Raw genomic sequence first — 25,869 nt, 5'->3', positions numbered from 1 at the left:
AGCGCCGGCGCGCCCGACATCCGTCGCGGCCCGCCGGCGCAGGAGGGTCGGACCTATTGACCGATCCCGCACAGCTCCGCAACCGCCGCGTGGGGCCCCCCACCTCGCCGGCGCCGCGGCGGGGCGAGCCGCCACGCGGGCGCCCTCGATGCGTAACGCGCCCCGCGATCGCCGGTCGATCCGCCGCGGGCGGTGGCGTTCTGGATTGAGGTCGCGTGGGGGAACGCCGTAAAAGGCGGCGATGCAAAATTGCGCGACCCGGTCCGACCGGCTCCTCGAGCTGATCCTCTACTCGCTGCGCGATCGCGGGGCGCTCTGCGCGCTGGTGCTCGCGACCTACCGCGTCGAGCTCACCGGCCTGCTCGACCGTGTCTCTTCCGGATCGCTCGATGACGAGGACGACGACGACCGCGGGGGCGCCGGGTACGGCCGGCGCGACGGCGCGGGCGGCCCGCCGGCGCGCGCCGGCGCGCGCCGCGCGCTCCGCGCGGAGCCGCGGATCAGCGAGGAGGACGCGTTCCTCATCTACGATCTCGCCGGGTGCATCGCCGAGGCGGCGGCGGCCGCCCGGCTCCCGGTCGTCCGCCGCGACGCGCTCGCCCTGCGCGAGAAGGCGGCCGAGGTCCACTCGGGGGGCGAGCGCGCAGAGCGGGACATGCTCGCGGCCGGGCTCAGGGTGATCGACCGGATCCTCGACGCCGCGCGCGCGCAGCCGGCGCCGCGGAGCGAGCCGGCGAGCAAGGACCTGAACTGAGCGCGATCCGCGGCCCGCGCGGCGCCTCCTCGAGGCGAGAGCCGCGCGCCGCGCGCGGCCCCGAGATCTCCGTCCGCAACTCAACTCCAGGGAAGGACGCGCGGCGCGCATGCGCCTCCGGAGGGCGGCGCCGGGGAGCCGCGGAGCGGCTGTGTCCGGGGCCGGGCGTGCGTGCACGCCGGGCGCTCCATGGCTGGCTCGCTCCCTGCACGACGTGGAGCCGCGGGCGCTCCGCCCTGGTTCCCTGGCCCCTGGCCTCCCGGCGGGTCGCGCCCGCGCTGATGTGTTGCGCGTCGAGGCGTTGAGGCGTTGAAGCGTTTGAAGACGACATGAGCACCCCCTGCGCCGGCTCCCTCCTCGCGCCGCGAGCGCTCCGAACCCCGCTCTGGCGCGCCGCCGCGAGCGCCCCGATGCGCGTCTCCTTCGCCGGAGGCGGCAGCGACCTGCCCGGCGTCGCCCGGCAGGACGGCGGGCGCGTCGTCGGCGCGGCGATCGATCTGCGCGTCCGCGTCGTCGTGGAGCCGTTCGACAGAGGCTGGGTCCGGATGGAGCTCGCCTCGCGCGGCCAGGGGCAGCCGGGCGGCGGCGTCGGGGGCGCCGAGGCCCTTGCGCCGCGCGTGCTCACGCGGCGCCGCGGGGATCCGCCGCGCGACGATCTCGCGTTCCGGCTGATCGAGGCGACGCTCGCCGCGACGGGCGTGGACGACGGGGTCGCGCTCCGGGTCGAGGCCGAGCTGTCGCCCGGCGCCGGGCTCGGCGGCAGCGCCTCGGCGGCGGTGGCGGCGCTCTTCGCGCTGCGCGCCTCGGTGGGCGAGGTCGCCTCGCCGGAGGAGCTCTCGCGCGAGGCGGTCGCGATCGAGCGCGAGCGCCTTGGCAACGCGTGCGGCGCGCAGGATCAGGTGTTCGCCGCGTTCGGCGGGCTGCTCGACCTCGCCTTCGACGCCCGGGGCTGCTCGGGGGTGCGGCCGCTCGCGCTCGGCAGCCCGGAGCTCGTGCCGGCGCTCTCGGCGGGGCTCTTGCTGGTGGACACGGCGGTGCGGCGCGTGTCCGGCGAGGTGCTGGATCGGGTGGACGCCGGCGCGGCGTGCGAGGCGAAGGGCGAGCTCGTGGCGGCGGCAGGCGACGTGGCGCGCGGCTTCGAGCTCGGCTCGCTCGCGCTCGTGCTCTCGGGCATGCGGCGCGGGGCGGCCGCCAAGGTGCGGCTCTCGGAGGCGGCGAGCGCCATGGCGATCGCCATGACGCAGCGGCTCGAGGGGCTGGGGGTCGAGGTGCTCCGGATGTGCGGCGCGGGCGGGGGCGGGCACCTGCTGCTCTGGGCGCCCGCGGAGCGGCACGCGCGCATCCTGGAGGCGATCGGGCCGTGCCTTGTCCGGCGGCCCGCGCTGGGGGCGGCGGGGGTGCGGCTCGATCCCGATACGACGGCGTGAGTCGCCGGGCCGCCCGGCCGTCGGACGGGGGTATTCGCCGCGCGGGGTGGGGCCATGTCGGCTCGGTGCCCCCGGCGATCAGGGTGTCGCGAACGCGAAATTTCCACCACCATTGTTGATTTTCTCGACGTCTTCTTCGAGGATACGTGTCACCCGTCACCGTCTGCGGCGTATTCCAGGCACGTGCCGACTGGGAGGACGACGACGGATCACGCGGCCGAGCGCCTCGCACGCCCACCCGGGGGGGCGCGCATCGCCCCATCGCGTCTTCAGGTGCTGAGCGCCGCCGCTGGACATCGTTGCTGCGGGCGTGCAGCAGCCGTCAGCTCGGTTGATGCCATGAGCCGTGCGGAACGAGAAGACCTCGACGACATCATGCGACGTTACGCGCTGGGCGAGGGGGACGTCTTCGATCGGCTCTATGCGCTGCTGGCCCCCCGGCTCTACCGTTTCTGCCTGCGTCTCACGGGGTGTGCTTCCGAGGCCGACGATCTCTTCCAGGAGAGCTTCCTCAGGATCCACCGTGCGCGCGCGTCCTACATGGCCGGGTCCAGCGTGTTTCCCTGGGCCTTCGCGATCGCGCGCTCGCTCCACCTCGATCGGCTCAGGTATCGACGCCGGCATCCCGAGGAGGTGGCGCCGACGGGCGACCCCGTGGTGCACGGCCCGTCGTCCGACTACACCTCCTGTCCCGAAGCCGAGGTCGGGGCCCATGAGCTCCTGACGATCGTGACCCGCGAGCTGAACAAGATGTCCGAGCTCAGCCGCGTCGCGTACCTCTTGCTGAAGGAGGAAGGCCTCAACGTCGCGGAGGCGGCTGCCGTGCTCGGCACGTCGACGGACGCCGTGAAGCAACGCGCGCATCGCGCCTACGATCAGATCCGGGCCGCGCTCTGCGCCGCCGGGTGGACGGAGCATTGCCATGAATCGACATGAAATTCCGCCGCGGTTCGCCTCCACGTCCGCGCCCCCGGCCGCGCTTTACTCGAACATTCGCGCTGCCATCCAGAAGACGCCGTCGTCGACCGTCCCCGTGCGCGCTCGGCTCCTCGGCGCCATGGCCGCGATCCCCGGCGTGATGACGGCCGTGCTCGTCGGGACGGACCGCATCATGGACCAGAGTCCGCTGCGCGCCGACCTCGGGGCGGGGTCGCCGGGTCGCCTCGTTGTCGTGCTGACCTCACTCCTCGTGTTCACGCTGCTCACGACGCTCGTCGCCCTGCGGAGAGGCCGGCTCGGCCTGGGCTCTGGAGAGAGGCAGTTGACCGTGGCAGCCGTGCTCGTCGTGCCGGTGTACGCCTTCTCCACCCTCGCGCTGCCGTTGCGCTCCGACAACCCCGCGGTGCTCTCGGCGGCGGCGTCTCTCCATCCGTTGGGCCTCCCGTGCTTCGTCGTGGCCGCGCTCGTGGGGCTGCTCGTGCTCGTGACCTTTGCCCTGGCGCTCCGCTGGTCGGTCCCTGTCGCGCGTGGGCCGCGGGGGGCTGCGCTCGGGGCTTCCGCCGGCGCGTGGGCCGGGCTGAGCGTCTTCATCCATTGCCCGGCCTTCGAGCCCACCCATCTGTTCATCGGACACATCGTCCCGATCGTGGCGTTCACCGCGCTCGGGGTCATCGCCGTTCCCCACGTCCTGCGCCCCTGAGGTCGCGTCGCGACCACGGGACGCCCGGCCCGGGCTCAATCGTCAAAAAAAGAGAGAGGGCGGCATCACCTGCTCCGCCCCGCGGCGTATCTACACGCTGACACGGCGATGCATGCCCGGAGAGCGTCGCGGCGCTCTCCCCATGCCGCGCTTGGCGCTGGACAACGACGAGAGGAGCCTGTCATGAAGGAGTTGCACACTTCCGGGATCCACTGGCGCAAGCACGATGAACCGGCGGCGGCCCCGGCCATCAGCGAGATCTACGCCCACCTCAGCCGCGGCGACATCGCGGCGATGGTGCAGTGCCTCGACCCGCAGATCGAGTGGACCATGGCGGCCGGTTTTCCTGGCGGTGGCACCTACCGCACCCCGGGCGGGGTGCTCAAGCTGTTCGACCGGCTCGCCGACCTCTGGGACAACCTGCTCGTCGTTCCTGCCGAGTTCTTCTGGGCGGGGAACGTCGCCGTCGTCCTCGGCTACTATGACGGGGTGAGCCGGCGGACCGGGAAGAGGGCCGTGGCCCGGTTCGCGCACGTGTGGCGCTTGCTGGATGGCCGCGCTGTGTGGTTCGAGTGCATCGCGGATACGCGCAAGATGCAGGAAGCCATCTCCTGACAGGGGCCGCTCCGACGCCGCTTCCGGCGGGGTTCGCCGTCAGGGCCGCCGACGGCCAGCGCCCCTCGGTCGGCGCCCGTCCCGTGGCGCCCTCGGGTCCAGCGAGTTGGCGCCGTGGGGGCCGGCGATAGGGAGAGCAGCGGGCGCAGCGCTCGAGCGCCGCGCCTGCTGCTGGACTCCGCCGCTCGCGGGGCGCGCCGCCCCGTCAAGACGGCGGCGCCCCTGTCACCGCGGGATATGGAACCACTGGGCGGGGCGGATGTTGGCGCAGATCTGCAGCTCCGCCTCGACGCCCTCGGTGGTGGAGCCACCGGGAACGGTCACGCACTGCCCCGGGAAGGGGTTGCGCGTGTGCGTGTCGATTCGACGGAGCCGATGCCCGTCGCGTTTTCTGCATTGTATTCACGCGATACAGGCCGAGTCGTGAAGAAGCGCAAACGATACGAAGGAGTATTTACATCGTGGCGCGCGAGCGCGTGCGCGGGTGTTCGACCTCGCGCCGCGAGGGTGCCTGCGACGCCATGCAGGAGCCGGCGCCGGAGCGCTGGGCAGCGACATCGATGCGCAGCTCCGCGCGGCGCTCACCGCGCGGCGGCGAGGCCTCGCGGCGTCTACCGGTCCAGCGCCGCGGCCGAGAGCTCCGCCACGCGCAGGTCGATGTCGGGCGAGTCGCCGTCCCCCAGGAACCAGGCGGCTGAAAGGCCGGTCCACGCGAGGATCCAGCGCAGCAGGCGCACCCGATCGAGGCCGGCCGCCTCGACGACGATCTCCAGCCGTCGGGAGAACCGGCCGGGCTCCGTCGCGACCGGGCGGGAGGGGTCGGCCAGATCCGGGTTGGTGAAGAGGTTGGCGAAGTCGAAGCTTCGCTCGCCCACGAGGTGCTTCGGGTCGATCGCCAGGAAGCCGCGGTCTCCGAAGTCCAGCACGTTGTCGTGGTGCAGATCGCCGTGCAGCACGACGACCTCGCGGGGGTCCGCGAGCAGGGCGCGGGCGGCTTCCAGGCAGCGCACGAGGATGCCGCCGTGGGCCGCGGCGGCGGGCTCGAGCGCCCGGAACCAGCGCGTGAGCGGGACCAGCGTCGGAAGGGGTCGGGCCATCGGCGCGTGCAGCCGGGCCGCCACGGCGCACAGGATCCGGCACGCCTCGTCGTCGTCGCCGTTGCGAGACATCGCGGCCAGGGACCTCGGCCCCTCCGCGCGCTCCAGCAGGATGGCATCGCCCTCGCGGGCCAGCACGCGGGCGGCACCGTCGCCGTCCCACCACTCCATCACGACGCCCCCGAGCCGCTCTTCCTCGTGAAGGGCCAGCTTGAGCATGGCGGGCTGGCCCGCGTGCCGGACCGGCAGCAAGCGCGCGTTCCGGGTGACGATGGGCTCGCCGTCGGGGATGAGGTTCCATCGGCGCAGGGACGTGTCGAACATCCGCTTCCGTGTGCGCACGAGCGGGCCGCCGCCTCAACGACGAAACGCCGCCAGGCGCTCGTCCTCGGGCGGGCCTCCCGGCGCCGTGCTCTTACAGGCGCTCGACCATGAGAGAAACCGTAGGGGGCGCAGGGGGCGCAAGGGACCAGAGGCAAGATCGTTTCTTGTCTTGCCCTTGCGCCCCTCGCGCCGTTGGAATGCGGCAACGAGACAGACCGCAAGGGGCGCAGGGGGCGCGAGGGACAGAGGCAAGATCGTTTCTTGTCTTGCCCTTGCGCCCCTCGCGCCTTGCGGTTTCTCTCCCCTTCTATTGATTTCCTCGGGGCGGCCTCATCGTCGGTGCGCTATGCGCTCGTCCTGAGGCGTGCTTTCCTGGCGCCCCGCTCGAGCGCGAGCGCGATGAGCCGCCCGACCAGCTCGCGCGGCGGGATGCCGCTCGCCTCCCAGAGCTTCGGGTACATCGAGATCGCCGTGAAGCCGGGGATCGTGTTGATCTCGTTCACGTAGAGCGAGCGGTCGGGGGCGAGGAAGAGGTCGACGCGGGCCATCCCGGACGCCTCGAGCGCGCGGAAGGTGCGGAGCGCGAGGAGCTGGACGGCGTTCGCCTCGGCCGGGGAGAGATCGGCCGGGATGCGGATCGTGGCGCCCTCGGCGTCGATGTACTTCGCGGCGTAGGAGTAGAAGCCGTCGGCGTGGCCGACGACGATCTCGCCGGGCACCGAGGCGATGGGGTCGTCGTCGCCGAGCACGGAGCACTCGATCTCGCGGACGCCCTCGATGCCCTGCTCGCAGACGATCTTCAGGTCGAACTCGAACGCGTGCTCGACCGCCGCCTCGAGCTCGGCGCGCGCCGTCACGCGCCGGACCCCGACGGACGAGCCGAGGTTCGCTGGCTTGACGAAGATCGGCCCGAAGCCGCCCCCGGCGGGGGACAGGCTGGCGATCTGCTCGAGGCACGCGGCGCGGTCGCGGTCCCACGCGGCCCGGCGGAGCGTCACGTGGGGCACGATGGGGATCTCCGCCTCGCGGAGCAGGCGCTTCATGACGTCCTTGTCCATCCCGACGGCGGAGCCGAGCACGCCGGAGCCGACGTACGGGACGCCGGCGAGCTCGAGGAGGCCCTGGACGCACCCGTCCTCGCCGGTGGGGCCGTGAAGGACGGGGAAGACGACGTCGATCGGGGAGCGCGCGCCGCCGGGCGCGGTCAGCGTGGCCTCGCCGGCGGGGCCGGGGTGGGCGTCGAGCGCGATCTCCGGCATCGCCTCGTTCAGCCGGGCGAGGCGGGGGTCGCGGGCGGCGCCGAGGAGCAGCGCCTCCTCCTGGAGCAGCCAGCGGCCGGACTTGTCGATGCCGACGAGCACCGGCTCGAAGCGGTCGCGATCGAGCGCCTCGACGACGAAGCGCGCGGAGAGGAGGGAGATCTCGTGCTCGGCCGAGCGCCCGCCGAACAGCACGGCGACGCGCACCTTCGCGGGGTTCCGCATGGGGCGGCAGCCTAGTCGCGATCGCGCGCGGGGGCGAAGAAGCGGCGAGCGGGCGCGGGGCGAAGGAGCCGCGAGCGGGCGCGGGGCGAAGGAGCCGCGAGCGGGCGCGGGGCGAAGGAGCCGCGAGCGGGCGCGGGGCGAAGGAGCCGCGAGCGGGCGCGGGGCGAAGGAGCCGCGAGCGGCTGCTCGGACGCAGGGCGGAGAAGCGGCGAGCGGCTACTCGGACAGGACGCGGAACGACGCGCGGACGGTCGCCATGGCCACGCGCGCGATGTGCCCGTCGGCGAGCTCGACGTCGACGGCGGTGATCCGGCCCTGCCGCTCGATGATCCGGGCGACGCTCACCGTGGAGCCCCGGGCGACCTCGGCCCGCGCGACCTTGACGTCCGCGACCGCCTCCAGCCGAACGCCGACGGCGATGTCGGTCGACGACTTCGCCGGCGCCTCGCCGGACGCCGGGGCCGCGTCGGACGCCGGCGCCTTGTCGGACGCCTCCGCCGCTCCGCCGGGGACGACCACGGCGAGCGCCGCGACGACCGCAACGATGAGGCTGCCAGCCATGCTCCTTCGACCGCGGATGAGCATCGGGGGAGATTCTACGCGGAATGAGGCCGGTGTCACCCGCGTTGTCGCGCGATCCGGCGCTCCGTCCAGGAGGCGCGTCGCGACGACATCGAGCGCGGCTGTCCGTGCAGGGGCGCGTCGCTCCCCTCCCCCGGCGCGAGGCACCGACAAGAGCGCGGCACCGACAAGAGCGGGGGCACCGACAAGAGCGGGGCACCGACAGGGGCGGGGCACCGACAGGGGCGGGGAGCTCCGGGTGCCGCGGCCGCGCGGGCGTGCTCCGCGATCGGTCATCGAGGTCAGCAAAAGACGCCCAATGCGCGGTGCCCTCTCGTGTCCGATGGAGGCGAGGAGGCTTGATGAAATCGCGATCTCTATCTTCGGCCAAGGCCGCGCTGCTGGTCCTCTGCGTCTCGATCCCCGAGGCCGCCGCGCAGGACAGGACATCAACAAGGCAAGAGAACTACAGCTATACCTTCGTGGACGACCTCCTCGACGCCTCGAATCGCGACGCGGCGGGCGCCGCGCTCCAGGTCCGTCAACCCGGGCGTCGCGACAGGCTGCTCCGGCCGAGGCTCCACTTCATCCCGGAGATGCTCAAGTCGGTCGAATCGATGTGATGGGCTGTCTCGCCCCCTCGGCGCCCGTTCGAGCCGCAGCCCCTCGCGGCGCCGGGTGACCTTCACAACGGGACGACCTACTGCACGGAGTGGCACTGCTGGAGCGTGGCGCTGCGAGCCCGAGCACGACCGTGGCGTGGCTGGCTCCCCCGACAGGCTCTGGCGTGCGGTGCCGCTCACAGCGCACGGCGTTGACAACGTCACCGCATCTTGTCAATGTGGCGTATCTTCATGCAGATCGCGTCTACGCTGCTCGTTATCCTGGTTGCCATCGAGCACGTCTACTTCCTCATTCTCGAGATGTTCCTCTGGACCACGCCGCGCGGCCTGCGCACCTTCGGAATGACGCAGGAGCTCGCCGATGCCACGGCGACGCTGGCGAAGAACCAGGGGCTCTATAACGGCTTCCTCGCCGCCGGGCTCTTCTGGTCGCTCCTCTCGCACGACGCGGGCGACGCGCTCGAGCGAAAGACGTTCTTCCTCGGCTGCGTCATCGTCGCTGGCATCTACGGGGGCATCACCGTGGGGCGCCGGCTCTTCTTCGTGCAGGGCGTTCCCGCGCTGCTCGCGCTCGCGCTCGTGTGGCTCTCCCGGGGCGCCTGACGCGCCGGGGCAGCACGGCCTGCTGGCCTCGTCACGGCGGTCGACGCCGCGCGGCCTCCTGCTGAACCAACGCCCCCGGTCTGCGGTCTCTCCGCTCCATTCGATACGTGTGCGCCGGTCTGCCTGGCCGCGGGGTTCATCGCGGGCTTCGGCGCCACCTGGCTCGCGGGCAAACAGCAGGTGGAACATCCGGTGGGGCACGCGCTCCTCGTCGGCGCAATCGCGAGCCAGACCGCGGCCATGGGCTGCGCCGGGTTCGGCGCGGGGAGCTTGCTCGCTGTGCTCGGCGCGCTGGCGGCCGGCGGCGTCGTGGCCGTGCCGCTCCGGTGGCGGTCCGCCTGATCCGGCGCCTCGGAGCGGGCTTGCGCTGCGCGGCGTGGGTTCGGGCGCGCCCCTCATCTCTCGCCGGGGATCACCAACCCGCGCCCCTGACCGGCCGACGTTGACCGGACCCGCTGCCAGCGGTTGGCCCTTACAGCCGAGCGAGCCGGCCATCTTCGAGCAGCACCCAGGGGGACGAGGGCGAGTACGCCTCGGTCCCAGCGATGGCCAGGCTTGGCGCGTCCGTGAGCCGGTCGAGTCCCTTGTCCCGGAGCCGCATGCCACGCTCGGTGAGGCGGTAGACCTCCGAGAGCATCGGGTAGCCAGCGTCAGGCGGCTTCGGGCCAGGCGCACGCTCCACGAACGCGCTCGAGCCATGGTGTGCCCAGTGCGCTAGCCGGCGTGGCAGGAACAGGTCTCCCGTGCAGGAGAGCCTCCGCCACAAATCCATTCCAGATCGCATGTCGCGGCTGACCACCGCGAGAGGAGTCTGCCACTCTGCCGACAGGCTGGCCATGAGCAGCTCGTCGAATCGGCTGAGACGCAGGGCTCCGTCCGCAATCCTTCTCGGAAAGAAGGAAGCGAGGAGTTCCCATAAGGGAGCGAGCTCTGGAAACCCCTCGACACCACGCGCGCAACTCCGCGCGAGCGGCCTCGGGTCCGCAGCGGTGTACTGGCTCCAGAGGCGGACGGCACGCCCGTAGCGTTCGCGCGGCCAGGGGCGCGCTTCGCTGAGCCGCGCCGGGAGGGTGCCCAGCTGGGAGGCGGAGCACCACATCGGTACAGAAGAATCGCGCGCATCCAGCCCGCGAAATGGCGGGTCCAGCTCGACGACAACGACGTCCTTACGCGGAATACCACACTCGCGCAGCCTACCGCAGACTCTCCAGAGGCCCACGCGCTCGCGCAGATTCGTGGACGAAACCCACACGACAACGACGAGGCCTATCTTGCTATCAGCACCGATGGGGTCGACGAAAGAGCCCCACCATGCCTGACGCGCAAGTGCATGCTCTGGCGTGCCCATACGGGACGGCCCAACAAGAAGGCAGTCGGAGTCAACGACCACGCTGGTGGCGCCCAGCGACGCAACGCGATCCGCCACACGAGACTCAAACGTTATGTGTGTCGCACTAGCGATATCCACAGCGAAGACACTCACTGGATTCATATGGCTCGTCACGAAGGCAATAGTCAAGACAGTCGCGGCAGAACGTGTGGCCGCTTGTCGTTATGCGCGTGCAAGGCCACCCTTTGGCCTGACAACTATCGAAGTATTCGCTGCACCTGGTGACCGGAACGCATCCTGCCATCGCAAGCGATGCGCTACCCACTTCTTCGGCTCCGCCTTCACCTTCGTTGCCATCTCTGAGGTAGTCTCCCGCCCCTACGGATTCTGTCGGGTATCCCGGGCCCACTCCGACAGACTCCGTTGTGTCACACACGTAAGTAGGCAATTCACATGCCGACGCGAGCACCATCGCGAGCCCGCCACATAGCACGAGCGCGCTCGCCTTCAGCTTCAAGCTGCCCCCCATGTCGTCCTCCCTTCCGGATGAGCGCCGATCTGCCGGCAGAGAGGCGGCGTCAACAGGCGACCTGGACTACGTTATGTCCGTGCCGTCCTTGCACAGGGGAGCCGGAGCGCGACCGGCCGCGTGCGTGCTCGAGCCGTTCGGCAGCGAGCCCGGCGGCGTCTCATCTACCCACGAGCTCGCTACATCCCAAGCGGATCGATCGGCGACTCTGGCCGCGCCTACGGTCCCCCTGGCGTTCGTCACGCGAGCGAGGTACACCGGCGCGCCCGCCGTGGCCAATCCGTCGTCCCGGCGCACGCGGGGGTGAACCGACGGTGGCCGAATGGTGGTGCGTCTTCGTGGTGCCGTCCCTGGGCACGCGGGGGTGAACCGACATCTGTCGGGTCGATGTGAGGGTGCCCCTCCTCCTCGGGGCGCGAATGGACCGAGGAGGAGCGAGCGCGCGGCGGGATCCCCCGCCCTTTCCGAGATTACGCTTCGTCGGCGGCGGGTTGCGGGCTCGGGGTCGCCGCCGGCTTGCGGCCCTTCCTCGTCGCGGCCCCCGCGGCGGTGTTCTTGCGCATGAAGTCGATGACCGGCGCCAGGACGTCCATGACCTTCCGGTCCGTCTGCGCGTGCGCCTTGGCGATCCGGTAGGCCGCATACAGCGTCTCGCGGAACTTGGCGGCGGTGTAGAGCGCCGAGTCGCCGAGCTCTCCACCGATCGGCGCGAAGCTCTCCGCGACCTTGCTGAAGAGCAGGTGCTTCTCGATCCGCTCCCGGAGCAGCGCGGTCTCGAAGCGGTTCGGATCCATACCTTCGTCCTGATCCGCGAGCGACTCGAACAGGACCGGCTTCATCTCCACCACATCGAGCACCTTGGTCAACATCGCGTGCTCGCCGTCACGCAGCCTGGGCGCGGTCTGCCGCTGCTCCTTCGTCAGCGTCACGAGCCCAGGGAAGAGGCCGTCGAGCTTCTCGACGAACTCCGTAGCCAAGGCCTTCGCCTTCTCGGCGCGCGAGCGAAACTCGTCGATCGGCATGTCTTCCCACGTGGTCCAGTTCGAATCCTTCTTCTTCGAGGGCATTAATTTCTCCTCCCGTGATGCGGTTGCGAGCGGGTACGTTAAGATCCCATGTAGGTGCTCGCAAGCATGCCTGTCCGCAAGAGCACGAACACCGCGCTTCAGGGAAGCAGTGTGAACTCCGCGAGGCGCAGCTCGCTCGCAGGAGGAACGGTTCGAGGTACGCCACTAGAAAAATGAACCACCGCCCCGCGGTTGCCCCGGACCGCCTCGCGGTTGCCCCGAACCGCCTCGCGGTTGCCCCGAACCGCCTCGCGGTTGCCCCGAACCGCCTCGCGGCTGCCCCGAACCGCCTCGCGGCTGCCCCGAACCGCCTCGCGGCTGCCCCGAACCGCCTCGCGGCTGCCCCGAACCGCCTCGCGGCTGCCCCGAACCGCCTCACGGCTGCCAATTTCGCCTCAGACCCCGGGGGGACCCCCCTTGAAACCCCAGGCGCCTCGACAACGAGCACGATCTTGCCGACTGTGAGGCAGCGTTGACGTCGCCGGCCAGGAAGCCTTGGCCGAGCGCCGCGACGTTACGCGGCCGGCCGGCAGCAGAAGGGCACCCAACCATCCGGCTTGAGCTCGGCCTCCTGCTCGCCGCTGAGGTCAAGATGGCATTCGCCGACGCTCTCGACGGTGTACGTCGCGCTGACGCTCCGCGGAGAAGCGCCGGGCGGCATGTCGTAGCACCTACCGTCATCCCAGGCATCGGTGCTGGAAATCGGCTGCGTACAGTGCTCGTCGGCATAGAAGGTGAGCGTCTGCGTCCGCTCACCGCCCGGGGAGCTAAAACTGCACCCGGGGCACCCGTCCACGCCGACGTGGGCCCGGATGAGCTCCGGGTGGCTGCGGGGACACGCCTGAAGCGACTCATCCCCGCGGTACTCGAGACATTCACGGAAGCCTGCCGGCATCCTCGGGATACATTGGGTGCCAAGGCCATCGCAGTACTGGTCGATCGGCCAGGTGCGGCGACACATCCGGAACATCTTCCCCCAGAGGGCGTCCAGATCCTCCAGGGAGAGCGACAGCCGGCAGTCCGGGATTATCTCCCTGAGGCCCAAGGCGAGATCGACGTCTTCCGGTGCGGGCACCACGTCCGACCTCTGGGACACGCAGCTCCCGTCCCAGCCTGCCGGCACGACGAACTCGCCGACGGCGAGGGCATCGAGGTAACTGCTATCGGTGCAGCGGCCGCTGTTGAAGAGAACGACACTCTCGTACGGTCGTTCCTGCACCGGCTCGACGATACAGCGGGGACAGCGGTCGATGGTCTTCGGTTCCAGATAGAGGTCTGTCACATGGAAGTAGTTGGACGCCGCACAGTCCGGCGCCTCGCTAGGGCGCCCTACCCACACGGCGACGACCTCACTGTTGTTGAAGCCCTCGACGGCGTAGGTGCCGTTCCACACGGGCTCTGCGCAGATCCAGGGACAGGTGCCGGCGTACGGATCAGGGCAGTCCGGGCCGGGGCGGCACGGGCCGGCCTTGCACGACGCCCCGAGCAGTCCCGCTCCGGCGCAGATCGCGAGGATCGCCGCCCCCATCGATGCCGTCCGCATTCTCGTCGTCCTGATCGCGCGCGTCACGTTCCCTCCGGCAAGCAACAGGCTGTCACCTTCTTGCGCAAGCTCAGCTCGCCCACGAGCTCCCGGCCGCTCGGCGCGCAGCTCCCCGGCGCGTCGACCCACCATTCGGCGCGCACGCTCCCGAGCGTCAAGCCCGGGCCGGCGTCGTGGCAGACGGCGTTCTGGGCGACGGCGGCGGCGTCGATGAGATCGCCGCACGCCGCGTCCTCGAACGTCGACACGAGCGCCTCGCACGTGCTCGGCGCGGTCTCGGTGCACGAGCACGGCGAGCACGCGCGGCTGTCCTCGACCTCGCCCCAGAACGTGAGCTTCTCCGAGAAATGGAGGCCCAAGGTCTCCTCGCCGGGGGGACATTCGACGTCCTCGTCCTCCTCCGAGAGGAGACACCGGCGCCAGCCCGGGAGCATCTCCGCCGCACCAACGACACAGAGGTGCGCACGGTTCGGGCACGTGGTCCCTCGGTTCGCGTCGCAGGCGACCACGACCCGCCCTCCCGCGGGGACATCGCCGTCGCGCGGCACCGGGGACGCCACGACCTCACAGGGGCGCGCGGCGGCGGGCGCAATCCGGAACGAGCCGAACGCCTCGGCCCCGACCGCGCCGGGCGCGACGCACGAGCCGTCCCAGCCGGCCGGCGCGTCGTACGGGGTCAACGTCGCGCCGGGGCCGTCGTCGCACATCCAGCCGGAGCTCACCGTGAGGCCGGCCGGGAAGACGCACGCGGGCGCGGTGCACGCGCACGGATCGCACCCCGGATGCGACCACCGGATTGCCCGGATTCGCCTCGACCGACTCGGAGAGCGTCCTCGCGCCGGATCTCGCCTCATTGAGCCCGTCGACGAGCAGGAGGGCGCGGCGCTCCTCGAGCGCGCGGCGAAGGAGCGCGACCCCGCCGATCGGCGAGAGCCTCGCGATGGCGCGTTCGTTCAAGCAAGGGTCGTCGAGGAGCGACACGAGGACGACGAACGGCACGAGCGGCCGCGTGCCCTGACGGTGGTACGCCGCGGCCCGCGCGGCGAGCCCGCTCGCCCAGCCTCCGCGTCCCGCAGGGCGCTCACGACCCGCTCGCCGATCGTCACGAGCACGGACGGGGCCTCGGGCACGGCCCCGTCCAGCAGCCAATGCCCTGACGAATGCCTTGAGCTCATCATCGGCAAGGAGCATCGACTCCAGATCAGAGGTTGACTGGGGCTGCCGTGCCATGGCCCCCTCAGCGTGAGGGAGGCTGCGATGGTGATCGTTCGTCGATGTGTGCTCCGGGCGCTCATCCCGCTCTCGATGTTTTTCGCCTGCGTCTTCGCACAGGGGGGATGTCAGTGCCACTCCGGCGGCCCGCCCCTGGAGCCGCCTCAGGGCGTCGTCGCCTGCCGGACCGAGCGCGCGCACCGCCCTGCCACGCCCCGCCCCGCGCCGGAGGTCGAGACCGTCGCCGCCGGCACGATCGCGGGGACGTTCTCCATCTCGAGCACCGGGGAGGCCGTGTACACGATGGAACTGGCCACCGTGCCCTCCCGCGCGGGCATGGGACCTCGGCTCCAGCTCGTCTATCGCAGCGATGCGGGCGACGGCGTGCTCGGCGCCGGCTTCTCCATCGCAGGGCTCTCCGCGATCACGCGATGTCCGAAGAACCTCGCGCAGGACGGGGAGATCCGCGCCGTGAGGTACGACGGCGAGGACACGCTCTGCCTCGATGGCCAGCGCCTCGTTCCGGTGGGACAGGCGGCGGGAACCATCGAATACCGGACGTTCCCGGATACCTTCGTCAAGGTGGTCGGGCACTACCCTCCGGAAGGGGCTACGCCCGCCGAGGCGCTCTTCTTCGAGGCGCACCTGCCCGACGGCCGCGTCGTCGAGTACGGGCGCACCGAGGGCAGCAAGCCGCTCGCCCGGGGCGGCATCCCGCGCGCGTGGCTCGCGAACAAGGCCCGCGACGGCCGCGGCAACGCCATGACATACGCGTACTGCGTCGCCGAGGCGGAGGACGGTCACGCCGCCGAATACGCGGTGGACGAGATCCGCTACACGAGCTTCGAGGGCAAGCCGTTGCTCGCTCCTTCGCGGGCGGTGCGCTTCGTGTATGGGACGAAGGATCCGGCTGCGATCCGCACCGGCTATTCGGGCGGCATGGCGCTCCAGCGCGCGCTTCGCCTGGACGAGATCCAGATGCTCGGCCCGGGCGATACCCTGGTCCGGCGCTACGGGTTCGGCTACGAGCTCAGCCCGGCGACGCGCCGCAGGCTCCTGGCGCAGGTCGAGGAGTGCGCGGGCGACGGGGTTTGCAAGCCCGCCACGCGGTTTCAGTACAGCCGTGCCACGCCCGGGTTCAAGCGGATCACGACGGACATCGACGAGCCGGTCTCCGAGAGGGCGAGCCCGATGGTGTTCGACGTCGACGGCGATGGGCGCGACGACCTCGTGATTCCGGACATGGTCGCGGGGCTCAGCACACCGGGCAATCCGATCACCGCGTGGGCGGTGGCGCGCAATCTCGGGCCCAGCGCCTCGCCGTCCTTCCTCGCGCCGGCGGAGCTCGCCTTCCTTGAAGACTGGCCCACGGTCGCCGATCCGAGTGGGCCCTCCGATCCGGCCCTTCTTCAGCCCGAGCTCGGGACGGTCCTGGACTACGACGACGACGGGCGGGCGGACGTCCTACTCCATGACGTCTACGGTTCCGAGGTCACATGGCACGTGCTCCTGTCCCGCCCGGACTGGACCTTCGCGCTCCATGACACCGGCATTCGCAGGCCCTTCCCGCTCCGAGCCACGCCCGCGCCGCCCGGGTTGAGCAGCCCCGGCGCGTCGATGCACCTCGCCGATCTGGACGGCGACGGCGTGCCAGATCTGATCCAGTGCGAGGACCACGCCCGCGACGCACTGGCACCGCTGCCGCTCTTTGCGGTGTGGACCGTCCACCTCTGGCGACCTGCGCGCGGCGCGACGCCCGCGGGATTCGACCCCACGGGCGAATCGATCGAGCCGCTCTCCGGCTATCCCTGCGATACGGAATTCCACACGCTCGATCTCGACGCCGACAGCAAGATCGATCTCGTCGTGCCGTACTTGAGGCGGTTCGGGGACGGGTCGGTCCTCGTCGGAGCCAGCTACGACGCGATCACGCGCCGGGGCGATGGACGCTGGGAGGTGTTCGACACCGCGCTTCCGGTCGTGGGCCCCGGGGGCCGCGTCGTTTTTCTGGACGTGAACGGCGACGGCTTGCCCGATGCCGTCGAATCCGGCTTCGGCCATCGCCAGCTCACAACATACATCAATACGGGGCCGACCTTCGTGGCCTCGCCGTTCCGTACCGTCGATGCGTTCAGCTTCGGCGATCTGCTGGACTTCCCGGATCAGGACGCATTCTTCCGGCTCGCCGTGCCGCTCGACTTCAACGGCGATGGGCGGCAGGATCTCCTGATGCCGGTCCCTCCAGGCATGCTGCTGGGCGGCTCCGATGCGCTGCCGTCGTGGGCCGTCCTGCTGGCGACGGGCGACCGTGCGGGGCCGCCGTTCACGCTCGTCGACCCGCAGGTGCCGTTCGAGGCCAGCCTGGGCGACGCGGTCACCCTCGCCGATCCGCGCGGGCCGCGCACCGGCGACGTCGACGGGGATGGGGCGCAAGACGTGATCCTCTCGCTCGGCGGCGTGTTCAACGTCTTCCAGAACCTCTCGGCCGACCAGGATCTCCTGGTCGCGGTCTCCGACGGAATGAACGCGCACGACCCGACCGAGCCGGGCTTCGTGCCCAACGTGAGCATCTCGTACGGGCATCTGACCGACGACGCTTCGGTGGCAACGGGCGACGGAGCCGGGGATCCGGCGCGGGAGAGCCCGCTGTACCTCGCGCGTTCCGGCGCGGCGGACGACTGCGGCTATCCGCGTCGCTGCGTCGTGGGCCCTCGGCGGGTGGTCAGCGCGTATGCGCTCAACAACGGCGCGGATCGACCGCGGCGCTTCGAGGTCGGCTACCGCGACGGGCGCTACCACCGCCTGGGCCGCGGATTTCTCGGGTTCGGGGAGCGGATCGTCTCCGACCTGGATACGGGCGCCGTGGCGATCGACGTCTACGACCACGTCACCTTCGACGATGAGCTGCATGTGTTTCCCTTCGCCGGGAGCGTCCAGCGGACGTTGCGCGGGGCTCCTGGGCTGGCGAGCCAGCCCAGGCCGGAGCAGATCGAGCTCTCGTTCGTCGACGTGACGCGGACGCTCGTATCGACGAACGGCGGCGCGACGTACTTCACGTTGCCCACCGAGCGCCGGGTGAGGCGAGCGCAAGGGGTCTATCCGCCCCCGGGCGGCGCGGCGCCGTCCGTCGAGGCGTACGTGCGGGAGCTCGAGCGCGGCGGCGACGGCGCGACGCTGCTGCGCGATTCGGTATCGAAGGTGACGGACTTCGACACGTTCGGCAACGTGCGCGCCGAGGAGGTCTCGACCGATGGCGTCAACCTGACGCTCGAGGTCACGCGGACGTTCAAGAACGACACCGAGCGCTGGGTCCTCGGCCAGCTCGAGACGCAGAAGGAGTGCAGCGCGGCGGCGGGGATGTCGCAGTGCCGGAGCCTCACGCGAACGACCACGATCTACGGCGAGGTGGAGACCGAGTCCACCGAGAGCGACGACGGCCTGCGGGACACGAAGCTGAAGCTCACCTATGCGCGCGACGACTTCGGGAACATCACCGGCGTCACGGCGGAGGACGCCTTCGGGCACAAGCGCACATCCAGCACGGACTTCGACGACGAGGGCCTCTTCCCCGAGAAGTACGTGAACGCGGCCGGGCACACCACGCTCGTGGAGTTCGACGACGCGCTCGGCGTGCTCCTCGAGCGGGTCGATCCGAATCAGCTCGTGACGACGTGGGCGCACGACGGCTTCGGGCGGCTTGGCCGCGAGATACGCCCGGACGGCACGACGACGACGGTGACGCTCTCCCGCACCAAGGACGGCGGCCCTGAGCACGATGCGTGGCGGGTGAGGCAGCGGCGCACGACGACCGGCGGGGCCGACGACACGGTCGAATTCGACAGCCTTGGCCGCTCGATCCGATCGCTTTGGTACGGGCCCGAGCCGTCGCAAGGGTCGGGTGAGACGCAGCGTTTGATGCAGGAAATCGTGTACGACGCGCTGGGCGAGCACATCGCGCGGCGCTCGGTGCCGGTCCGCGAGGACGCGCCCGAGAGCGCGATCCTGTACGATCGCTACGAGTACGACGCCGTGGGCCGCGAAGTGCGGCATACGACGCCGTGGAACGCGGTCACGACGACGGCGTACGATGGCCTGCTCGTGCGCGTCACCGACCCGCTCGATCACGTGACGGTGACCGAGCAGGATCCGCTGGGGCGAACCGAGTCCATCACCGACGCAGCCGACGGGATCACCCGTTACAGTTACGGCCCGTTCGGCATGCTCCACACGGTCACCGATCCAAGCGGTGCGGTGACGCGCACAACGCGCGACGCGTTCGGCCGCGTCCGGCGGCTCGACGACCCCGATCGGGGCACGACGGTCTCGATCCATGACGGCTTCGGCGAGCTGATCTCGTCGACCGATGCGCTCGAGCGAGAAACCACGTGGACGTACGACGCGCTCAGTCGACCCCGCTCGCGCGTGGACCAAGACGGCGCCGAGCGGCGGACGACCCTGTGGACCTGGGACACCGCGGCGCACGGGGTCGGCAAGCTCCACACGCTCGCGAGCCCCGATGGGGAGAAGACGTACGGGTACACCGGCCGCGGCCAGCTCGACACGATCTCGCTCCGCATCGACGGCGAGCGCTCTCCCCTGGAGGCCAGGCTCGGCTACGACGAACTCGGTCGCGTCGAGACGGTCACGTATCCGGCGCCGGCGGGCGCGGCGCCCTTCGTCGTGGTCCACGATCGCGACGCGCACGGCCATGTGCTCGCCGTGCGCGACAGCGGAACGAAGCTCGCCTACTGGCGCCTTTCGGACGTGGACGACGCGGGGCGCTTCCGGGAGGAGGTGTTCGGCAACGGCGCCGTCACGGAGCGGAGCTACTTCGCCGACAAGCAGCGCCTGAGGCACATGGCGACGCAGAGCGGCGCGGGGGAGGTGCAGGACCTGGACTACGGGTTCGACGATCTCCTCAATCTCACGCGCCGCACCGACGCGCTCCAGCCCGAGAACACGACGGAGCGCTTCCGCTTCGATCCGCTCCAGCGGTTGACCTGCGCGTACTTCAGCGACGTCGAGCGCGCGTCGGCGCCCTGCGCGCTCCGCTACGACTACCACCCGAACGGCAATCTCACCTTCAAGTCGGACGTCGGAACGCTCTCCTACGATGACCCGCGGCATCCGCACGCGGTCACCGGCGCGGGTACGGGCAGCTTCGCCTATGACGCCGTTGGCAATCAGATCGCGCGGCCCGGCGGCACGACCGTGCACTATACGCCGTTCGACCTGCCGGAGCGCATCACGCAGGGCGCGGCGACCATCACGTTCGGATACGACGGCGACCAGCAGCGGATCCGCAAGACCACGCCGGAGAAGGAGACGCTCTACTTCGGCGACCTGGTCGAGCGCGTCACCGATCGGGCGTCGGGCACCGTGCAGCATCGGTACCACGTCCACTCGCCGGAGCGGGTCGTGGCGATCGTGACCCGGGGAGGCACGGACGACGGCACCCGGTACGTGCATGTCGATCACCTCGGCTCGATCGATGCGCTCACCGACGAGGACGGCGACGTGATCGAGCGGCGGAGCTACGACCCGTTCGGACAGCGCAGAAACCCCGTGTGGGGAGAGCGCCCGCCTGCGTCTTTCCCGAGCGAGACGACGCAGGGGTTCACCGGGCACGAGAGCGACGACGAGCTCGGGCTCGTGAACATGAAGGGCAGGATCTACGACCCAAGGCTCGGGCGATTCTTGACCACGGACCCGATCATCTCCCTCCCGTTCTTCGGACAGAGCTGGAACCCGTACAGCTACGTGCTGAACAACCCGCTCGCCTACGTCGACCCGGGCGGCTTTCAAGAAGCGCCCCCGGAGGACGAGGCTCGCTCACCGCCGCCGGCCGGCGCGGAGCTCAGGTTGGAAGTACTCGACCTGGCGCCGATCGGACTCGATCTGCGCGTCGTCCCGTCGCCGAAGCACGAGGCGCGGCCCGACACCGATACCAACACCGTGGCTGCCGAGACGGGCGGTGCCATGCCGCCGATCGACGTCAGCACGACCGGGAGCGCCTCCGGGCATGTGCCGCAGCCGGTGACCACGGCGCCGATCGACTGGTCGCAGAACCCCTACGTGCAGGTGGAGGGAGGGTTCATCGCCGGGCTGCTGCTCGGCGTGGTTCCTTTCGCCGGCGTCGGGCATGGGCTGCTGGACGCCGCGGGCGTGCTGGCCCGTGGAACGCCGGAAGCCAGGATGGGGCTGGCCATCGGGCAGATCGTGGGAGGGCTGGCCCTCACGATCGGGGGCTTGACGGGGGAGGTCTTCGGGGGCATCACGAGCGCCACCGGCGTCGGCGCGGCGGTCGGCGTGCCTGCGATCGTCGTGTCGACCGGGCTCGTCGTCGGTGGGGTCGGGAACATCGCGGCGGGGATTCAGGGGCTGTCGCAGGCACTGATGTCGCAAGGATCGGGCAGCAGAGGCCCGCAGGTCGCCGCATCTGCCGCAGGGAGCGCGCCCGGCGGCGAGCGCGCTGGCAAGGCATTCACACGGGCCGGCAAGGCCGAAGTCAAGGCAGAAAACGCCGCGGCCCATGGCGGACAAACGACCTGCATGGACTGTGGTCGGCCGACGATTCCGGCGCAGCAGAGCCGCAAGGGTGTCACGCCGCCGACCAATGAAACACATGTCGATCACATCATCCCCAGATCCAAGGGCGGAATCGGCTCCCCCGACAACGGCCAAGTGCTCTGTCGTGACTGCAACCTCCGAAAGGGTTCCGACTGATGGGCCAGACAGTGAAGGTGTATTTCCGATTGGTTCAGGACGAGGACGGCTATCCGCCCGTCGCCGTGGAATCCCTTTGGGCACAGCCGACCACAAAAGCAAGCGAGTTTGTCCTCGACAACGTCCCCTTCTTCGCTCGGGAGGCCACGATCGGCGATACTGTCTTGGCGCGTGAAGAAGACGGCCTTCTTTGGTTCGAGCAGGTTGTGCATCGATCGCGGAACTCGCTAGTAAGGGTCGTATTCTTCGATCGTGATTGCGTAGAGCGGGTTAACAACCAGCTCGTCGCTTTGGGGTGCTCAACCGAGTACATCAAGGCCCACAATCTGCTGGCGGCGAGCATCCCAGAGAACGTCAATCTGCGAGGCGTTCAGGACTATCTCCAAGCTGAAGCGAGCGAGGGAACCATTGATTACGAAGAGCCTATCCTGCGACAGTGATGTTCTCGAACACGGCCACGTGGACCTGGGACACCGCGGCGCACGGGATCGGCAAGCTCCACGCGCTCGCGAGCCGCGACGGAGAGAAGACGTACGGGTACATCGGCCGCGGCCAGCTCGACTGTCGAGGAGGGCCGATACCGCCCGGACACGTCCCTCGGCCCGCGTCGAGCGCTCCTCGGCTGGCTCCACGGCATCATCTGGCGCAAGGTCGGGCACCACCGCAACCGAGCCTGCGTTCGCCGGGAGATCCCGGTGGCGGATCCGTGGAGCGTTCAGCCGGACCCGCCGCGGGACGACGAGCTCCTCGTCGAGGCGCGCGAGCGCCTCCTCGCCGTGCGCCTCGCCCTGTCGAGGTTGCCGCAGCGCGACCGGCAGGTGCTCGCTCTCCGCGCCACCGGCCACCGCATTCGCGACATCGCGCGCACACTCGGCATGCCAAGCTCGACGACGGTGCGGCAGATCGAGCGAGCCCGAAGGAAGCTCTGGATCTTGCTTCGTCGGTGAGGCTCAACGACTGGCTAGAACAACGATCTCGTTGAGCGAGCGAGAAATGAACCGCCAAGACGTCAAGGACGCCAAGACATTGTCTTCTTCTTGGCGTCTTTGGCGTCTTGGCGGTTCCAAGCTCTGCTCGTTTCAGGCGGGTTCAACCCGTTTGTTGCTCTAGCCTCAAACGCGCCACGAGCTCGTCACGACGGCGGGCAACAGCCTCGCTCATCGCAGCCGCACTCCGAGCAGGACAGCACCGATGTCGTCCCGCAGTGCTCCTCCAGGCGGTCCTTCAACGCTTTTCGGGCGCGGTGCAGCCGCACCATCGCGTTGCCCGGCGTCACACCGAGCTCGGCGGCGACATCCGTGACCGCCGTGCCGTCGACGACGACGCGCTTCAGGATGAGCGCGTACTCGGGCTTCAGTCGCTCGGCCTGGGCGAGCACGCACATGCAGTCGATGCCGTCCCCCTCGACGGACGGGAGCTCGATATCATCGACCGGGAGCACCACGTCGCGCTTCCTGCGCAGCTCGTCGAGGAGGACATTGCGCACAACCCGCCCCACCCACGCCGCGGCGCGGTCGGGGTCGCGCACCTGGTCGCTCCGGGCAAGCGCCCGTTCGAACGCGCGCTGGAGCACCTCCTCGGCATCGACGCCTGCCCTGGCCCGGCGTCGCACGCTCTCCAGCAGCTCGCCGCGCTGGGCGGCCAGGGCTTCGCGCACGGCAAGGGCCGCTCGGGTCGGCTTGTCGGTGGCCATGGGCACCTCCCATTTTGCGCCCGCCGGGTCCTCCTCTCAACCCCCCCGGAGAATCTGGCGGCTCGGCGAGGCGCGCGAGGCCTCCGCGAGCCGCCTCGGCTCAGCGCGCAGCATCCGCGTAAGGTTTGGAGGGGCGGCGCGTCGATCCCTGCGAGGCCGTGCGAGGCCCTGGAACAGCAAGATTGGAGCTCACGATGACTCGCCCCTGGTTCGCCCTTGCTCTCTACGTCGTCTACATGGCGCTCGCGTTTGGATGGCGGTCGCTCCGGCAGCGCCGCGCGACCGGCTCGACGGGCTTCCGCGGCATCTCGGGGCCGCCAGGCTCGCTGCCCTGGATCGGGGGCGTGCTCTTCGGGCTCGCGGTGCTCCTCGGCCTGGCCGCCCCGGTCGCGGAGCTCGCCGGCTGGATCGGGCCGCTCGCCGAGCCTGGCCCCCTCCTCGTCGGGCTCGGGGCCGTCGCGACCCTCGCAGGGATCCTCGGCACCTTGTGGTCCCAGGGGGCGATGGGGGAGTCCTGGCGCATCGGCGTCAGCGAGGCGGAGCGCACGAAGCTCGTCACCCGAGGGCCGTTCGCCGTGGCGCGGAATCCCATCTTCAGCTTCATGATGCTGACCGCGCTCGGGATAACGCTCGTCCTGCCGAACGCCGCCGCGCTCGCCTCGTTCATGGCGCTGGTCACCGCGATCGAGCTGCAGGTCCGGGTCGTCGAGGAGCCGTACCTGCTGCGCAGCCACGGCGACGCCTACGCAGCCTACTGCGCGAAGGTGGGACGCTTCCTGCCGGGCCTCGGTCTCGGAGCCCCGCCGCGCTCGCCGTGAGCTGGCCAGAAGGCACACTCCGCCGTCCGCGATCGACCAGGGACGAGCGAGAGATCGCTTGCCCGGAGCTCGTCCGTCACGTGACGTTGCGAACAACAAGGAGAACACGCCCATGAAGCTTCGTTCCATCTCGCTCGTGCTCTGCGTCCTCGCCCTCGGTGCTGCGTCGTGCTCGAAGGAAGCGCCGAGCGAAGGCAAGGTCGCGCCCGAGCAGACGCAGGCCAAGGCGGCGCACGCCCCCGCCGACGTGAAGCCCGGCTCCCACGAGGACTGGTGCGGAGAGCACGCGGTGCCCGAGTCGCAGTGCACCCGCTGCAACCCGGATCTGGTCCCGGCCTTCAAGGCCACGGGCGACTGGTGCGCGGAGCACGGGCTGCCCGAGTCGCAGTGCCTCAAGTGCAACCCCGACCTGAAGATCGTCAGGCCGCCGAAGGGGAGCTGACATGCCCGGCCGCATTCACATCGTGGCGCTCCTGCTCCTCGCCGCGCTCCTCGCCGCTCTCCCGGGGTGCAAGGCCGGAGCGACCGACGACGCCGCAGGGGAGAAGGCCGGGGCGAAGCCCAGGGCCGCAGCCGCCGTCGAGGGCGCCATGTGCAAGGAGCACGGCGTGCTGGAGGCGCTCTGCACGAAGTGCAATCCGAAGCTCGCCCCGATCTTCCAGGCGAAGGGAGACTGGTGCAAAGAACACGAGCTCCCGGAGTCCATCTGCCCGATCTGCCACCCCGAGCGCGGCGGCAAGCCGGCCGCCGACGTGGCGAGCGACGGCGCGCCGGCCGACGGGACGAAGGTCAAGTTCAAGACCAAGGACACGGCCCGGCTCGCCGGCATCCTCACCGAGAAGGCCGTCGAGCGGCAGGGCGGCGGCGGCATCCCCGTGACCGCCCGGATCGTCTACGACGCGCTCAAGGTGGCGGAGATCAACGCCCGCGCCCCGGGGGTCGTCCGGCAGCTCCACGTGGACGTGGGCGCCGAGGTCAAGAAGGGCGCGCCGCTCGCGGTCATCGACAGCGCCGAGGTGGGGGCCGATCGATCGCGGCTGGCCAGCGCGCTGTCGCGCCTCAAGGTCGCCGAGGAGAACCTGAAGCGCGAGGAGCAGCTCGAGCGGGAAGGGCTCGCCTCGCGCAAGAGCGTGCTCGCCGCGCAGCAGGAGCTCGACGCCGCCCGCGCCGAGCGCGCCTCGTTCGCGGCCTCCCTGGCCGTCGTGGGCGCGAGCGCGGGCGGGAGCGGGGGCTACACGCTCGCCGCCCCGCTCGCCGGCGTCGTGACGCAGCGCAAGGCGACCGTGGGCAGGCTCGTCGGCGTCGAGGAGACCCTGTTCGAGGTGGTCGACGTCTCGAGCATGTGGGCCGAGCTCGACGTCCCGGAGACCGACCTGCCGGCCGTCTCGCTGAAGCAGCCGGTGGTCATCGAGGTCGACGGCATCGAGGGGCGCGAGCTCAAGGGGGAGATCACGTACGTGGCGCCGGCCATCGACCCGGCCACGCGCACCGCCAAGGCGCGCGTGCCGCTCGCCAACCCGGACGGCGCGCTGCGGGCCAACATGTTCGGCCGGGCGCGCATCCTCGCCCCGTCGCGCGCCGCGGTCATGGTGCCCCGCGCCGCCGTCCAGCGCGCGAGGACGGTGAAGCTCGTGTTCGTGCGGCTCGCGGAGGACCAGTTCGAGGCGCGGCGGGTCGAGATCGGGGCGACCGAGGGCGACCTCGTCGAGGTGAAGAAGGGCGTGCGCCCCGGCGAGGAGGTCGCGACAGAAGGGAGCTTCCTGCTCAAGACCGAGACCCTCAAGGAGAGCATCGGCGCCGGCTGCTGCGGCGAAGAGTGAGGCG

General features: G+C 70.6%; 23 protein-coding genes. 14 read left to right on the top strand and 9 right to left on the bottom strand.

Annotated features, from left to right (window positions below; translation table 11 throughout):
• Positions 1-241: 241 nt before the first annotated feature.
• From WMF24_RS03315 to WMF24_RS03295, 5 genes are all read left to right on the top strand, one after another.
• Positions 242-754: a hypothetical protein gene (locus WMF24_RS03315; RefSeq protein ID WP_437734880.1), complete on the top strand. Its 513-nt coding sequence runs from the start codon at positions 242-244 to the stop codon at positions 752-754.
• Positions 755-1,083: 329 nt separating this feature from the next.
• Positions 1,084-2,181 (top strand): GHMP family kinase ATP-binding protein, encoded by a 1,098-nt coding sequence (locus WMF24_RS03310; RefSeq protein ID WP_437734879.1) that lies wholly within the window; start codon positions 1,084-1,086, stop codon positions 2,179-2,181.
• Positions 2,182-2,556: 375 nt separating this feature from the next.
• Positions 2,557-3,117 carry an RNA polymerase sigma factor gene (locus WMF24_RS03305; protein ID WP_437734878.1) on the top strand — a complete coding sequence of 187 codons (561 nt, stop codon included), beginning with the start codon at positions 2,557-2,559 and terminating at the stop codon, positions 3,115-3,117.
• Entirely contained in the window at positions 3,104-3,820 is a 717-nt protein-coding gene (locus tag WMF24_RS03300) for an NrsF family protein (protein ID WP_437734877.1), read from the top strand. Before WMF24_RS03305 ends, WMF24_RS03300 begins: the two co-directional genes overlap by 14 nt.
• 183 nt (positions 3,821-4,003) lie before the next feature.
• Positions 4,004-4,435 (top strand): nuclear transport factor 2 family protein, encoded by a 432-nt coding sequence (locus WMF24_RS03295; protein WP_437734876.1) that lies wholly within the window; start codon positions 4,004-4,006, stop codon positions 4,433-4,435.
• Positions 4,436-5,046: 611 nt separating this feature from the next.
• On the opposite strand, the gene WMF24_RS03290 is transcribed toward WMF24_RS03295, so the two are convergent.
• The 3 genes from WMF24_RS03290 to WMF24_RS03280 form a co-directional block, all read right to left on the bottom strand.
• A complete protein-coding gene (locus tag WMF24_RS03290; RefSeq protein WP_437734875.1) occupies positions 5,047-5,856 on the bottom strand; it encodes an aminoglycoside phosphotransferase family protein in 810 nt (269 codons plus the stop codon).
• 344 nt (positions 5,857-6,200) lie between these two features.
• A complete protein-coding gene (locus WMF24_RS03285; RefSeq protein ID WP_437734874.1) occupies positions 6,201-7,340 on the bottom strand; it encodes a D-alanine--D-alanine ligase family protein in 1,140 nt (379 codons plus the stop codon).
• Between the two features lie 216 nt (positions 7,341-7,556).
• Positions 7,557-7,901, bottom strand: a complete 345-nt coding sequence (locus WMF24_RS03280; protein ID WP_437734873.1) for a hypothetical protein — start codon at positions 7,899-7,901, stop codon at positions 7,557-7,559.
• 362 nt (positions 7,902-8,263) lie between these two features.
• Between WMF24_RS03280 and WMF24_RS03275 the strand changes: the two genes are divergently transcribed.
• From WMF24_RS03275 to WMF24_RS03265, 3 genes are all read left to right on the top strand, one after another.
• Positions 8,264-8,524, top strand: coding sequence for a hypothetical protein (locus WMF24_RS03275; protein WP_437734872.1), 261 nt, complete (start codon positions 8,264-8,266; stop codon positions 8,522-8,524).
• Positions 8,525-8,755: 231 nt separating this feature from the next.
• Positions 8,756-9,127 carry a DUF1304 domain-containing protein gene (locus WMF24_RS03270; RefSeq protein ID WP_437734871.1) on the top strand — a complete coding sequence of 124 codons (372 nt, stop codon included), beginning with the start codon at positions 8,756-8,758 and terminating at the stop codon, positions 9,125-9,127.
• A gap of 192 nt (positions 9,128-9,319) precedes the next feature.
• Positions 9,320-9,469: a hypothetical protein gene (locus tag WMF24_RS03265; RefSeq protein ID WP_437734870.1), complete on the top strand. Its 150-nt coding sequence runs from the start codon at positions 9,320-9,322 to the stop codon at positions 9,467-9,469.
• 130 nt (positions 9,470-9,599) lie between these two features.
• Here the strand turns inward: WMF24_RS03265 and WMF24_RS03260 are convergent, their stop codons facing one another.
• The 5 genes from WMF24_RS03260 to WMF24_RS03240 form a co-directional block, all read right to left on the bottom strand.
• Positions 9,600-9,809 (bottom strand): hypothetical protein, encoded by a 210-nt coding sequence (locus WMF24_RS03260; protein ID WP_437734869.1) that lies wholly within the window; start codon positions 9,807-9,809, stop codon positions 9,600-9,602.
• 1,647 nt (positions 9,810-11,456) lie between these two features.
• On the bottom strand, positions 11,457-12,053 hold the full coding sequence (locus WMF24_RS03255; protein WP_437734868.1) for a hypothetical protein: 597 nt from the start codon (positions 12,051-12,053) through the stop codon (positions 11,457-11,459).
• Between the two features lie 98 nt (positions 12,054-12,151).
• Complete coding sequence (locus WMF24_RS03250) at positions 12,152-12,442, bottom strand: hypothetical protein (protein ID WP_437738755.1); 291 nt, start codon at positions 12,440-12,442, stop codon at positions 12,152-12,154.
• A 125-nt stretch (positions 12,443-12,567) separates the two neighbouring features.
• Positions 12,568-13,623, bottom strand: a complete 1,056-nt coding sequence (locus tag WMF24_RS03245; protein WP_437734867.1) for a hypothetical protein — start codon at positions 13,621-13,623, stop codon at positions 12,568-12,570.
• A complete protein-coding gene (locus tag WMF24_RS03240; protein ID WP_437734866.1) occupies positions 13,620-14,318 on the bottom strand; it encodes a hypothetical protein in 699 nt (232 codons plus the stop codon). Before WMF24_RS03240 ends, WMF24_RS03245 begins: the two co-directional genes overlap by 4 nt.
• A gap of 535 nt (positions 14,319-14,853) precedes the next feature.
• On the opposite strand from WMF24_RS03240, the gene WMF24_RS03235 reads away from it, so the two are divergent.
• The 3 genes from WMF24_RS03235 (at position 14,854) to WMF24_RS03225 (ending at position 22,481) form a co-directional block, all read left to right on the top strand.
• Positions 14,854-21,534, top strand: coding sequence for an RHS repeat-associated core domain-containing protein (locus WMF24_RS03235; RefSeq protein ID WP_437734865.1), 6,681 nt, complete (start codon positions 14,854-14,856; stop codon positions 21,532-21,534).
• Complete coding sequence (locus WMF24_RS03230; protein WP_437734864.1) at positions 21,534-21,974, top strand: DUF4265 domain-containing protein; 441 nt, start codon at positions 21,534-21,536, stop codon at positions 21,972-21,974. The genes WMF24_RS03235 and WMF24_RS03230 overlap by 1 nt, the downstream gene beginning before the upstream one ends.
• A gap of 255 nt (positions 21,975-22,229) precedes the next feature.
• Entirely contained in the window at positions 22,230-22,481 is a 252-nt protein-coding gene (locus WMF24_RS03225) for an RNA polymerase sigma factor (protein ID WP_437734863.1), read from the top strand.
• 185 nt (positions 22,482-22,666) lie between these two features.
• Here the strand turns inward: WMF24_RS03225 and WMF24_RS03220 are convergent, their stop codons facing one another.
• The gene (locus WMF24_RS03220; protein WP_437734862.1) at positions 22,667-23,227 is read right to left on the bottom strand and encodes an RNA polymerase sigma factor; all 561 of its coding nucleotides are present in this window, start codon (positions 23,225-23,227) and stop codon (positions 22,667-22,669) included.
• Positions 23,228-23,421: 194 nt separating this feature from the next.
• On the opposite strand from WMF24_RS03220, the gene WMF24_RS03215 reads away from it, so the two are divergent.
• The 3 genes from WMF24_RS03215 to WMF24_RS03205 all read left to right on the top strand — a co-directional run bounded on the left by WMF24_RS03215 (position 23,422) and on the right by WMF24_RS03205 (position 25,865).
• Complete coding sequence (locus WMF24_RS03215; protein ID WP_437734861.1) at positions 23,422-24,045, top strand: methyltransferase family protein; 624 nt, start codon at positions 23,422-23,424, stop codon at positions 24,043-24,045.
• A 112-nt stretch (positions 24,046-24,157) separates the two neighbouring features.
• Positions 24,158-24,487 carry a hypothetical protein gene (locus WMF24_RS03210; RefSeq protein ID WP_437734860.1) on the top strand — a complete coding sequence of 110 codons (330 nt, stop codon included), beginning with the start codon at positions 24,158-24,160 and terminating at the stop codon, positions 24,485-24,487.
• 1 nt (position 24,488) lies between these two features.
• Positions 24,489-25,865, top strand: coding sequence for an efflux RND transporter periplasmic adaptor subunit (locus tag WMF24_RS03205; RefSeq protein ID WP_437734859.1), 1,377 nt, complete (start codon positions 24,489-24,491; stop codon positions 25,863-25,865).
• Positions 25,866-25,869 lie beyond the last annotated feature (4 nt).

The sequence above is a fragment of the Sorangium sp. So ce1335 genome (assembly GCF_051521615.1).
Lineage (GTDB): Bacteria > Myxococcota_A > Polyangia > Polyangiales > Polyangiaceae > Sorangium.
The sequence above is the reverse complement of the archived record's forward strand: the minus strand, read 5'-3'. Positions and strand labels throughout refer to the sequence as shown.